This window comes from Cytobacillus eiseniae, from assembly GCF_017874625.1.
Classification (GTDB): Bacteria; Bacillota; Bacilli; order Bacillales; family Cytobacillaceae; genus Cytobacillus; species Cytobacillus eiseniae.
The window spans coordinates 193,673-205,732 of the sequence record NZ_JAGIKZ010000001.1 but is presented as its reverse complement, the minus strand read 5'-3'; the positions used below and the strand labels follow the sequence as shown (position 1 = coordinate 205,732).

The following is a 12,060-nucleotide window of genomic DNA, read 5'->3' as shown; positions in this document are numbered from 1 at the left end:
CACTCCTTTAATCTTTTGAATCTAAATATTTTTTCTTATGTGCTAGAATATCTGCTTTCAACAATTGCAACTGCAAAATTTGTTCTTCTATCTCGTCTATTTTCTGATCTGCAAATGAAATAATTCGATTTTTCTCATCCTCTCCTTCCGGATTCGATTCATAAAGATCAATCATTTCTTTAATTTCTTGCAAACTAAATCCCAACTTTTTCCCACGAAGAATTAACTTCAATCTCCTTCGCTCATGATTCGTATAGGTCCGCTGCTTCGTTAAACTCTCCCTGCTTTCAGAAGATAGCAAGCCGACTTCCTCATAATAACGAATCGTTCTTGAACTAATATCAAACATTGCTGCTAATTCACTAATTGAAAAAAGTTGTTCAGTCTTCATATGAAAATCCCCCTAGTTGACGTTAACGTTTACTTAATTATATAATAAATCTGAATATTATAACTTGTCAATCAAAAAGAAAACAGGAGTGATAAAATGACGATCCTTTCACAAGAAATTGAGAAAAAAGGCAAAAACCCTTACACATTTGATGAATTTGTTTCGAAGCGTGATCAACTAGATTGGTATAAAGATGATCTATTTTTACAAAAAGCAGTCAAGTATTTTACACGTAACGATTTTGAAACTGTAAATGAAAAAGTTCTTTCCCTTTCTCCACTTGTCTCATCAAAATGGAATCGTTTAGCAGAAACAATTGCCCGTCCAGAAGTACGTCCATATATGCTTCATTTTGATGCATTCAATCATCGCATCGATCGTATTGTTCGCCCACATGAAGCACATCAACTTGAACAGGCAGTCTTTAGTGAAGGACTATTTTCTAGCAAGATACACCCTTGGGAAAGCTTTACAAAACGGATGATTATTCATCAACTTGGCGAAGCAAGCGTCACATGTCCATTAACTTGCACACATGGTCTTGTCGCATTGTTGGATCAATTTCCCTCTACTGATATCCCAGAGCTAGAGGAAATCTTAAACCATACAAAAGAAGGACTGAGTGGGAACTTTGCGATTGGGGCTCAGTTCATGTCAGAAATTCAAGGCGGTTCAGATCTTCCGGCAAATATGTTAGAGGCCATTCCTGACGGCAAAAACTATCGACTTTATGGCAATAAATTTTTCTGCTCTGCAGCACATGCTGATTATGCTGTCGTAACAGCAAAAATAGCAGGATCAGATAAAGTATCCACTTTTATCGTTCCAGCATGGCTCCCGGGTGATAAAGAAAAAGAAAAGCGAAATGGCTATATCATTAACCGCATCAAATGGAAGCTTGGCACAGCTGAATTACCGACAGCAGAAATTGAATATGACGGTGCACTAGCCTATCCAATCGGTCCTGCAAATAAGGGCATTGCCGTTGCAGTTGGCATCGTTTTAACACTGTCACGTCTTGAAATCGGCATTGCATGCGCAGCATTTATGTTACGTGCTTCTAGAGAAGCACATTTGTATGCAGATTTCCGAAAAGTTTTTGGTAAAAAAGTGAATGAATATCCACTTTCTGCAAGCAAATTAAAGAAAATTGATCAAGCTGCAAAGCGGACAGCTGCTGGTGCCTTTAAAATCTATGATCTTTTCCTAAGCCTAGAACAGCCACTAAACCCCGGGATTGCATCTGAAAAACCACTTGAGCTTAGAAAACAATTATTCAATTTAAGAGAACTTGTTCTCTTGCAAAAAATATGCGCTACGAATGAAGGAGCAGATATTTTACGTGAGGCGATGTCTATTTTCGCTGGACATGGCGTGATGGAGGAATTCTCCTCTCTGCCACGTATTTTCAGAGATGTCGTAGTAAATGAGCAATGGGAAGGACCAAGAAATCTTCTGCTAACACAAATCTATCGTGATATTCAAAAAGTGACAGATTGGTATGCACCTGCAGACTTTGTTGCCGAAATATTAGACGGTGCGTCGAAAGAAGTGATTCAATCTTTCTCTATGAAACTAGAAGATTTATTGCAAAGGCCAATCCTTGGTGAGGTAAATGATGAGTCAATTAATGCTGCTATGGAGTGGGATGAATTTTGCAGCTCATTTTTTAAAGCGTATCAGGAAGTTGCTTTACTAGAGATTAAATAAAATTGGATAGTTAATGTGCCAGTTCCTTATATATCATGCTATAGGACTGGCACTACTTTAGTCAAAAATACATAATAGTCCAACTTACATCGTTCAATATTTTTATAAGTAATCTTATATCCTCTTTCACTCTGCAAACTATCTGTTTACATAATATTATTATGATAAATAATAAAACATTTTCCTAATTTAAGAGAACATTGATTCAACAATATGGCCCCTTCTCCCAATTGTTGTCACAGCTTGTGATAAAGAATTCAAAATCGCTTCTTCTGTTGCTTCCGCCGCACCAGCAAATAATTGATTCATTAACGGGTGATCCTCTCTCATGTACGTATGTGTAAAAGTAGGATCCTCACTATTATGAGGAATTTTGTGAGCTGTAGAGAAAGCGATGACGATGTCCCCGCTCCCATGGCTAAAATGACTTCCTGTCCGGCCAAGACCAATGCCACAGCGCTTTGCCATACGTAATAATTGTCTGTCACTAACTGGTGCATCTGTTGCAAGAACGATAATAATCGATCCGTCAGGTGTCTCATTGACTCCCTGTACTTTCGTTTGAATCGCAGGATATTTATCAAACGGAAATTCAATTTTTCCACCAAAATTGCTTAACACTAAACAGCCAATTGTAAAAGTATGCATATTCTCGGAAATCACTCTTGAAGCTGACCCGATCCCACCTTTATAACCGAAACAGACCATCCCTTTCCCTGCTCCAACTGCTCCTTCGAGCGATACATTCGCAGTTGCCTGTTGAATCGCTTCAATTGCATGAGCTGACTTCACTGGAAATTCCCTGATTGAATTTAATTGACTATCATTGCACTCACCAACTACAAGATTAATCGTCCCTGTTGAGTCTCCTATTTCAGGATTGTTCTGAAGCATATATTCTAGTGCACCTTGTGTAACAGCTGGCACCGCAAATGTATTTGTTAACATAATAGGTGATTCAAGCAAGCCTAATTCATTTACTTGTACTAGACCTGTTGTTTTCCCAAACCCATTGATTACATAGCTTGCAGCGACAACTTTTTCTTTGAATATATTTCCTCCATGAGGAAGAATGGCTGTCACACCTGTACATGCACGCTCCCCTCCCTCTAAAGGCTCATCTAATGTCACATGACCAACCTTTACTCCCTCAACATCTGTGATACAATTTTTCTCACCTGATTTTAGAGAGCCAACGATTACCCCATGGCCTCTTATTTTTCTACAGTTTGATTTCACCGGATTTTCCCCCTATTTAGCAATTGGCATATTCTGTTTCCTTTTTACTTTGCGATAGATTTCCTCAAATGCACCTGACCCTAGAACAACTCCGAACAAAATAAGTATAAACCCAAGTATGTGTACAACCTCAATATTTTCTCCTAAAAAAATAGCCGCTCCAACGAGAGCAAAAAAAGGATTCAGATTTAGAAACATTGAAGCTTCTGCTGCTCCAACCTTGCCAATTGCACCATTATAGAGCATGTGACCGATAGCTGTCGCAATAATAGCAGATGCAAAGAAAACGACCCATAAACCGACCGAATCATTAGCCATACTTGCGATCCCTTCAGGCTCTTTAAATAGACTAATAAAAAAGAGGATAACTGCTCCCATAATAAGCATATATCCTGTCATTAACCGAGGATCCAATGTCTCAGAAACCTTTTTAATAAGGATAAAACTTGCTGCTTGAGCAAGGATAGAAATGAAGATATACACATCCCCTACTGAAACACCATCAATGCCACCGCTTCCTTGAAACACAATGATAGAAACTCCGGCAATCCCCATCACAATCCCAGCCACCCGTACACTCGTTAAAACACTTCCTAAAAAAATGACAGATAAAATAGCGGTTAAAAGCGGGCCGAGGCCAAGAATAAGTCCCCCATTCGTTGCAGTGGTTTGTGTAAGTCCTGTCGATAAATAATACTGATGGGCAACGACATTAAATAACCCACCAAAAAATACGTATATGAATTCTTTCTTTGTAAGCAGTCGCACCTTTTTCATGATAAACAAAATGAAAAATACGCTCATCCCTGAAACGAATATCCGAAGAGCTGTCATTGTTACAGGCATGAAATTCTCCACTAACACTTTAGTAGCCGTCACATTAAATCCCCAAGCAATCATGACAAAAAATAAAATAAAATAAATTCGTTGTTTTTTCAAACAAGTCCACTTCCTTTTTTATTACATTTGCTTACATGGCTTGCTTCTCGTTACCCGTATTCGTTCGATTAAAATGGCGTTCCATTAACATTCCATATATAGAAGCCAATACTTGTTGAAAGAGCATGCCTATCACAACTGGAACCGCTACTTGTGGTGGAAAGTAAGAAACAGCAATGACTGCCCCTGCACTAATATTCCTCATCCCCCCTGTAAAGGTGAGAGCGATGATCATTTCCCTATCACATTTAAACCATTTCCCTATTAAAAATGAAAATAAATAACCAGTAAAAGCAATGAAAAAAACAGTTATCGTAATAATCACTAGTTTCATATTAACTTCTTGCAAATACGGAGCAACGACTGCACCATTTAACATTACAACAAAACCCATGCCTATCTTTGAAAATGGGGCCAAACGCGGACTCCATTCTTCCTTTACTTTTCCTTTCGTCCATTGGTTCAAAAACATCCCCAACAGGGAAGGGATTACAATCATGCCTAGTAAACCTTTCATCATGCTAAATACATCCATTTCTATATTCTCTCCGACTAAAATAGATAGAGTAAATGGCACGATAAATGGGGAAAGAAATGTATCAATTAATATAATTGCGAGTGTAAATGAAAGATTCCCCCGATAAATAGATACCCATATAAAGCTTGAAATCCCTGTAGGAATAGCCATCGCTAATATGAACCCGGTAATTGTAAACAAATCCCCACTAAATACGATATGTCCAACACCCCAAGCCCATACTGGCATCAAAATATGTAAAATAAATAAAACAACGACCAAAGCAAAAGGATGATTGAGCGTTTGTTTCAGTGAAGAAAAATTAGAACTTAGGCTGCCGGAAAAAGTCATAAATGCAAAAATCCAAGGAATTAAAAAAGAATAGTCTTTAAGAATACCAGCTAGCAATACACCTATTACAACACTTGTCGGAGTAATGAAAGGCATCAATCTTTCTAGTTGTTTGTTCAATTTTTGTAACAAGTCCGATTCTCCTCATCACTTACTTGTTATTGATGGATTATGATTTTTTACTCAAAGTTGTTTTCTGCTATTTAAAACCTAATTGGGAAAGATTATTTTTGCTCCTCCAAACGATAATACAACAGCCCTACTTTAACCAATTAGTAGGGCTGTCTTTTATATTATACCATTACCTTACAAATATCATTTGTAAATTCAACTGGGTCATGAATTGGCAACCCTTCGATGAGGAGTGCTTGATTGTAAAGAAGATTCGTATATAAGCTTAGTTTTACTTTATCTTGTTCAAATGCTTCCTTTAATGACTTAAATACATCATGGTTCATATTAATTTCTAACACTTTATCTGCCTTAACATTTTGATTATCAGGCATCATATTTAATACTTTTTCCATTTCAATCGTTACTTCTCCATCTGCTGATAAGCATACAGGATGTGATTTTAATCTTTTTGAAGCCCTAACATCCTTTACTTTTCCCGCTAAGGTATCTTTCATCGCAGCAAATAAATCCTGATGTTCTTCGTTTTGATCCTCTTTTTCATTCTCATCTGCTTCAATGCCTAAATCACCGCTAGATACAGATTTAAATTCTTTCTCTTTGTATGTCATCAGCATTTTGATCGCAAATTCATCAATATCCTCTGTGAAATATAAGATTTCATAGCCTTTATCAGCGACCATTTCTGTCTGTGGCAATTTATCAATTCTTTCAATCGAATCACCAGAAGCATAATAAATATATTTCTGCTCTTCAGTCATTCTTGAAATGTATTCATCAAGTGTGACCATTTTCTTTTCTTTAGATGAATAGAACATGATTAAATCCTGCAACATTTCTTTGTTGCTGCCAAAATCATTGTATATGCCAAATTTCAATTGGCGACCGAAGGATTTATAGAATTCATCATATTTTGCGCGATCATTTTTTAATAAGCTTTGCAGTTCACTTTTGATTTTCTTGCTGATATTTTTCGCAATTAACTTTAACTGGCGATCATGCTGCAGGATTTCTCTTGAAATGTTAAGGGAAAGATCTTCAGAATCGACCATTCCTTTAACAAAACCGAAATAATCAGGAAGTAAATCTGCACATTTATTCATTATTAACACGCCATTTGAATAAAGCTCCAATCCCTTTTCAAATTCTTTAGAATAATAATCGAATGGAATCTTTTCTGGGATATATAGAATCGCATTGTATCGAATCGTTCCGTCTACACTTACATGTATATGCTTTAATGGCTTATCAAATCCATAGCGCTTTTCCATGTAGAATGCATCGTAATCCTCATTCGTCAGTTCATTTTTATTTTTTCGCCAAATTGGCACCATACTATTAATTGTTTGTTCTTCCACAAATTCTTCAAATTCATTCTCACTTCCTTCTTTCGGACGGCTGCTGCTCATTTCCATCTTAATCGGGTAGCGAATAAAATCAGAGTATTTTTTGATGATCGTTTGTATTGAATATTGCTCTAAATACTCATCATAATTGTCATCCTCTGTATTTTCTTTGATTTTTAAAATAATTTCTGTTCCTATCGAATCTTTTCGTACAGTTTCAATCGAATAGCCATCTGCACCTTCAGATTCCCATTTGTAAGCTTCATCACTACCATGCGCTTTACTGATTACAGTTACAACATCAGCAACCATGAATGCCGCATAAAAGCCGACACCGAATTGACCAATAATATCGTGTCCATCTTTGATTTCATTCTCTGTCTTAAAAGCTAATGAGCCACTTTTCGCAATAACACCAAGGTTATTTTCTAACTCCTCTTTTGTCATTCCAATTCCAGTGTCGATAATCTTCAATGTTCGACTTTCTTTATCTGGAACTACCTTTATGTAGTAGCTATCCTTTTCAAACGTTAATTGCTCATCTGTAAGGGCCTTATAATAAATTTTATCGATTGCATCACTTGCATTTGAGATCAACTCACGTAAAAACACTTCTTTCTGTGAATAAATCGAGTTAATCATCATCTCTAATAGTCTCTTAGATTCAGCTTGAAATTCTTTCTTTTCCATGTAAAGCACTCCTTTCAGGTCTTCTCTCTATTTTAGCACTCTCATATTAAGAGTGCTAATACCTATCATTTATTTAATAACATATCCTTTTTTTCAAGTCAATATATGTACCTTTTTTTAGTGAAACCATGACTATTGTTAGCAAACGCACAAAATAAGTTTTTGTCTTTTATTCATATATGTCTTATCTTTTATGCCGTCCCTTCTATTTACTTAAAATAGTCATTTATTAAACTATGCATCAGAAAAGGAGTTTATCCAAACAACCATAATGCCTGCCGCTTGGATAAACTCCTGTGTTAGAATAGCGTATTTATTTCATTTTTTCTTTCAAAACTTAAGAGGGATCCCTTTTAACAGATTGTACAGATTGATCTAAAGCAACCGTACCTCTTCAATAAATGGTTTAAAATAAACTATTTTCACAAATATTATTGTAAATATAATAATAATTAGTTTACAAGCCATCTAAATATTTGATTTTTTAAGTCCATTCATCAATAAATTCATTTCTATCAAATACGTATTCATTGCGTCTTCAACTGTTAGATCTCTTGCAAATTTATCTACGAAATTGCGGAATGTGACGGCTGCAATAATTTGTAAAATATAAAATAATTCATTATCATTTGAAATATTTAAATTAGACTTATCAACTAATGAACTAAATATTTCAAAGTTTTCATTTTTATCTGTTGAACTGAAGCTCCTTGCGAAAGTGTTTTCAATTCGATGAGTCATATTTAGAAACGTATTTTTTAAGAAGTTAAAATTTTCTTCTTCAGAAACGATGATGCGAAAAAATTCAATCATTGTTTCGAATAAATTGCCATGATTTCTGCTTAATAAATGGATAAAAATATATTTATTTTCCTTTGTCAGTTCATTTAATAAAAAGAAAAAAGCATCCTCTTTGTCTTCAAAATATTGATAAAAGCTGCCGCGAGAAATACTTGCCTCTTTAATAATATTTGTAATAGAAGCATCATAAAGAGGCACCCTTGAAAATTCCTTTTTTACAGCTTGGATTAATGTTTCCTTCTTATCTTCAGGTAAGTTAAAAAACGTAATTTTCGGCAATTTACTCGCTTCCTATCTTATAAATTCGCTTTTTTCATAATCGGCAATAAAAAGTCTGCAGGGAGGCGGAATCTTTCATTGTTAATTGATAGTTCATTTAAATCCTCTTCAAGATTCAACTGTTCCTTGATTTTATTCATTTCATTATGAATACTCTCCATTTTTTTATCTAATTGTGTAGCAGTCATTGCTGCTTCCAGTAGATCATCTTTGATCGATTGTGGAACTTCACTATTATATTTGTAATAAATTTTATGCTCTAAGCTAGCCCAGAAATCCATCGCGATTGTTCGGATTTGAATTTCTACATTAATATAATCTACTCGATCGGACATAAAGATTGGAATTTGTAAAATTAGATGTAAACTTTGATAGCCATTCGCCTTTGGATTTTTTATATAATCCTTACAATCAATAACGGTAATATCCTTTTGATTTTGAAGCATCTGACTAATTTCATAAATATCAGAAATGAAAGAACAAGTTATGCGAATGGCTGCAATGTCTCTAATGTTCTCCCTAATAGACGGCAATGAAAGCTCGTATCCTTTTCTTTCTATTTTTCTTAAGATACTTTCAGGAGATTTCAGCCTCGATTTCACATGTTCAATCGGATTATAATCGTGAATATATTGAAATTCTTGTTTTAATATATCAATTTTCGTATTCATTTCATCTAGTGCAAATTTATATGACATCATGAAACGAATGAGATCTGTTTTAAATAATTTTAATTGTGTTAAATTGCTAGGTGCCTTATCTTCCATATATGTCTCCTTTATATGTGTTCAACTTCCAATGACAATCATCGTTTTATTCATTGGTTTTGAATAATTGCTGGTCTTTTACATAATGAAGCATTTATACCTTTTGCTTTTAATTCATTGATAAGCTTCTTTAATTTTTCGATATCCATTGTTTGCTTCACCTCAATATGACAACGTGTCATCTTATATAATCATCTTATATGACAGCGTGTCATATGTCAATCTTTTTTATGACACAATGTCACATTACTGCTAGTTTTTATTCTATTCCCAAAAATAGATAGTTGATTTTTTATGATTGAATCTTTCTTCTTTTTTCACATATTTATATACAAACAGTCTTATCCTAATTAGAAATGAATAGGAAGATAGCTACTATTTTTCGAAGATGTTATACTAGGTCAAGTAGGAGGGGGTGAAAGAATTGAATCAATCAGGAATTCAAGAGATCCTAAAAGCTCTAGAGCTCCATTCGAAACATATTGATCATAAAATTACAGATATGAAGGTGCAGCTTGAAAATCGGATGGATGAAAAATTCGCACGAGTAGATCAACGATTCGAAAAAATGGATCAAAGACTCGAACAGATGGAAGAAAAATTTGATCAAATGGATGAAAGAGTGTGCCGTATCGAAACAAAACTTGATTCCCTAAAAGTAGAAATTATTGAAACCCAACAAGATGTCGATCATCTCACGATTAAAAATGTTCAGCATGAAAGAAAGCTCCGCAAATTAATCAAGCAAGTTTAAGCCCCTTATCATCTTCATTTATCGATTTTTCACACTAAGATAAGCCCTTGACCCCATTCAAATATAAGGGGACAAGGGCTTATCCAATACTCTCTTATCTATTTACTTTCAAATAAACTCATATATTCCCCGTAACCTTCTTCTTCTAGTTTGCTTTTTGGCACAAACCTTAGAGCAGCTGAATTAATACAATAACGATTATAATATGGACCAGGACCATCATCAAACACATGGCCTAAATGTGAGTCAGATGTTTTGGAACGAACTTCAATGCGTCGCATGCCATGTGTCATATCCAACTTTTCTTCTATTTCTGATTTTCGCAATGACTTTGTAAAGCTTGGCCAGCCACAGCCAGCATCATATTTATCCTTTGAACTAAACAATGGTTCTCCAGAGATAATGTCTACATAGATCCCTTCTTCCACATGATTCCAAAATTCATTCCGGAACGGTGGCTCTGTTGCATTATTTCTTGTTACCTCATATTGAATTTCTGTTAATTCCTTGCGTAATTGCTCATCACTTTTTGTTTTTTTCCAATTTTCACGAAGGAATGGCGCGCGTCCAGACCCCTCTTTATAAAGATTGTAGTGGAATGCATTCTTTTTATAATAATGTTGATGTTTTTCCTCCGCGCGATAAAATGCGGAAGCCGGGAGGATTTCTGTTACAATCGGCTTTTGAAAACGTCCGCTTGCGATTAACTTCTCTTTTGAAGCTTCGGCTTGTTCTTTTTGTTGTTCATTATGGTAAAAAATCGCAGTCCGATAAGAAAGACCACGGTCATTGAATTGTCCACCAGCATCAGTAGGATCAATTTGCTGCCAAAAAAGTCCAAGTAACTTCTCATATGGATAGATTGTTGGATCAAAGGTAATTTGAACAGCTTCATAATGACCCGTTGTGTCCGAACAAACTTCCTCATAGGTAGGATTTTCAGTATGCCCACCTGTATAGCCTGATATCACTTCTTTAATTCCTGGCTGCTCATCAAATGGCGAGACCATGCACCAAAAGCAGCCACCTGCAAATGTTGCTTTTTCATCTTGACTTTGCACTTCTATCCAACCCCTTTACTAACAATCATACTGTGATTTAAATGCTGTATGTGTGTATATTAAGATTACCACTTTATTTATGATTTAAAAAACAAATGGATTCATTATTTAAAATAGCTAAAGAGAAAATGTATGAATAACAAAAATGAACAGTTTACTTAAAGTCCCTTTAAATACACGAATATAATTGCCATGATGAGTAAACCAATAATAATGAATGTCCCAATCCCTGAACTATACACAACATATACAGATATATTTCGGAATGCACTTACAACTAGGAATATGATCAGAATTGCACATAATAATAGGATTATCCCTTTATTTTTATTTCTATACATTCAAACCAACTCCCTTCAAAAACAACTCGTTCACATTCAACCATTGTCTAGAAATGAGTTCCTCTAAAAACACTATGTAAGAAAGATCTTGTATTATTCAAAAAAAAGAAGGAGGATACTTATTCTTTTCGTAAAGTAAACGTAGTGGGTTTAAATTGAAGGGCTGGTTGATCGGGGGAAATAAAACTAAAACGAAGAAAAGTGCCTTTATAATTTACTGTCCCTTTTCCATTTCCTAGATTTCACTTTAAGTAGTTGCTTCCTAACTTACCCCAATAATTTGCATTCTATTTATCATGTCCGATTACGATACACAAAAAATGTAATTGCATTTAATAGGATTGTACCTATGAGAAGGACCGCTGGAATAGAAACGATTATACTGACTGTATCCATAAGGGCAGACCAATCCTCTATCTTTACACGTTCGTAGAAACTCCAAATTTGGAAAAACAATGAAATAGTACAGAAGCTGACACTCATAATAGTAAGAGTGATCCAGTTCTTGGACTGTTTTTCATATCTAAATATATTAATAGCGGGAAGAACCCAGGCACTTACTCCAAGTACTAGACTACCAAGATTAAGCCAACCTATCATAACTAATCTCCTTTACATTATATTTTTCAAAAATCCTATTTTGTAAATTTAAGCACCGCATTTTTAAATCCATTAATAATATTCGCATACATTTCCATCTTCCTATAAAAAAATAAGTTCGCTTTGGATAAGCGAACCACCG

At 35.0% G+C, this 12,060-nt stretch carries 13 protein-coding genes; 2 read left to right on the top strand and 11 right to left on the bottom strand.

The window, feature by feature from the left end; genetic code table 11:
* Positions 1 to 7 precede the first annotated feature (7 nt).
* On the bottom strand, positions 8 to 391 hold the full coding sequence (locus J2Z40_RS01015; RefSeq protein WP_066394625.1) for a MerR family DNA-binding protein: 384 nt from the start codon (positions 389 to 391) through the stop codon (positions 8 to 10).
* Positions 392 to 487: 96 nt separating this feature from the next.
* Between J2Z40_RS01015 and J2Z40_RS01010 the strand changes: the two genes are divergently transcribed.
* Positions 488 to 2,101 (top strand): acyl-CoA dehydrogenase family protein, encoded by a 1,614-nt coding sequence (locus J2Z40_RS01010; protein ID WP_066394627.1) that lies wholly within the window; start codon positions 488 to 490, stop codon positions 2,099 to 2,101.
* A gap of 189 nt (positions 2,102 to 2,290) precedes the next feature.
* On the opposite strand, the gene J2Z40_RS01005 is transcribed toward J2Z40_RS01010, so the two are convergent.
* From J2Z40_RS01005 to J2Z40_RS19930, 7 genes are all read right to left on the bottom strand, one after another.
* Positions 2,291 to 3,340, bottom strand: a complete 1,050-nt coding sequence (locus J2Z40_RS01005) for a P1 family peptidase (protein WP_066394630.1) — start codon at positions 3,338 to 3,340, stop codon at positions 2,291 to 2,293.
* A 12-nt stretch (positions 3,341 to 3,352) separates the two neighbouring features.
* Positions 3,353 to 4,279 carry a DMT family transporter gene (locus J2Z40_RS01000; protein ID WP_066394632.1) on the bottom strand — a complete coding sequence of 309 codons (927 nt, stop codon included), beginning with the start codon at positions 4,277 to 4,279 and terminating at the stop codon, positions 3,353 to 3,355.
* Positions 4,280 to 4,310: 31 nt separating this feature from the next.
* Positions 4,311 to 5,279, bottom strand: coding sequence for a bile acid:sodium symporter family protein (locus tag J2Z40_RS00995; RefSeq protein WP_066394635.1), 969 nt, complete (start codon positions 5,277 to 5,279; stop codon positions 4,311 to 4,313).
* Positions 5,280 to 5,440: 161 nt separating this feature from the next.
* Entirely contained in the window at positions 5,441 to 7,315 is a 1,875-nt protein-coding gene (gene htpG / locus J2Z40_RS00990) for a molecular chaperone HtpG (RefSeq protein WP_066394637.1), read from the bottom strand.
* Between the two features lie 468 nt (positions 7,316 to 7,783).
* A complete protein-coding gene (locus J2Z40_RS00985) occupies positions 7,784 to 8,395 on the bottom strand; it encodes a TetR/AcrR family transcriptional regulator (RefSeq protein WP_066394640.1) in 612 nt (203 codons plus the stop codon).
* Between the two features lie 17 nt (positions 8,396 to 8,412).
* Positions 8,413 to 9,162, bottom strand: coding sequence for a GTP pyrophosphokinase (locus J2Z40_RS00980; protein WP_066394642.1), 750 nt, complete (start codon positions 9,160 to 9,162; stop codon positions 8,413 to 8,415).
* Positions 9,163 to 9,212: 50 nt separating this feature from the next.
* Positions 9,213 to 9,344 carry a hypothetical protein gene (locus tag J2Z40_RS19930; RefSeq protein ID WP_281064422.1) on the bottom strand — a complete coding sequence of 44 codons (132 nt, stop codon included), beginning with the start codon at positions 9,342 to 9,344 and terminating at the stop codon, positions 9,213 to 9,215.
* A gap of 242 nt (positions 9,345 to 9,586) precedes the next feature.
* Between J2Z40_RS19930 and J2Z40_RS00975 the strand changes: the two genes are divergently transcribed.
* Positions 9,587 to 9,916: a hypothetical protein gene (locus J2Z40_RS00975; RefSeq protein WP_066394644.1), complete on the top strand. Its 330-nt coding sequence runs from the start codon at positions 9,587 to 9,589 to the stop codon at positions 9,914 to 9,916.
* 98 nt (positions 9,917 to 10,014) lie between these two features.
* On the opposite strand, the gene msrA is transcribed toward J2Z40_RS00975, so the two are convergent.
* The 3 genes from msrA to J2Z40_RS00960 form a co-directional block, all read right to left on the bottom strand.
* Positions 10,015 to 10,977 carry a peptide-methionine (S)-S-oxide reductase MsrA gene (msrA, locus tag J2Z40_RS00970; protein ID WP_180316775.1) on the bottom strand — a complete coding sequence of 321 codons (963 nt, stop codon included), beginning with the start codon at positions 10,975 to 10,977 and terminating at the stop codon, positions 10,015 to 10,017.
* A 158-nt stretch (positions 10,978 to 11,135) separates the two neighbouring features.
* On the bottom strand, positions 11,136 to 11,318 hold the full coding sequence (locus J2Z40_RS00965) for a hypothetical protein (protein ID WP_066394649.1): 183 nt from the start codon (positions 11,316 to 11,318) through the stop codon (positions 11,136 to 11,138).
* A gap of 294 nt (positions 11,319 to 11,612) precedes the next feature.
* Complete coding sequence (locus J2Z40_RS00960) at positions 11,613 to 11,918, bottom strand: hypothetical protein (RefSeq protein ID WP_066394650.1); 306 nt, start codon at positions 11,916 to 11,918, stop codon at positions 11,613 to 11,615.
* Positions 11,919 to 12,060 lie beyond the last annotated feature (142 nt).